Origin of the sequence: Pseudomonas sp. 43(2021) (genome assembly GCF_017490805.1) — a bacterium.
GTDB lineage: Bacteria > Pseudomonadota > Gammaproteobacteria > Pseudomonadales > Pseudomonadaceae > Aquipseudomonas.
Map to the genome: position 1 here is coordinate 1 of NZ_JAFGYJ010000628.1, position 282 is coordinate 282.

The 282-nt window shown below is 64.5% G+C and carries 1 protein-coding gene; it reads right to left on the bottom strand.

Annotated elements, in window-relative coordinates:
- The coding region (locus J5M71_RS29040) for an immunoglobulin-like domain-containing protein (protein ID WP_207839141.1) at nt 1–282 on the bottom strand (282 nt) is incomplete at both ends.

Here is a 282-nt window from a genome sequence, read left to right on the forward strand (position 1 = left end):
CCAGCGCCTGGTTGATGTGCACAGTGAAGGTCGGCTTGACGTTCTCGGCCACCGACGCCTGATCGGCGGTGATGGTGACCTGCACCAGGTCGCCTTGGTTGCCGGTACCCGGGGTGCCCGAGCCAGGCTCGTCAGTGACGGTGGTGCTGACCGGGGTCTTGTCCAGGGTCAGCTGCTCGAACTTGCCGACGTCAGCGCCAGTGACCGAACCGATCGATTTGACCACAGGGTCGTTGGCGCCGGTGTAGACGTTGTCCGGGGCAGTGACGGTAACCGAACCAG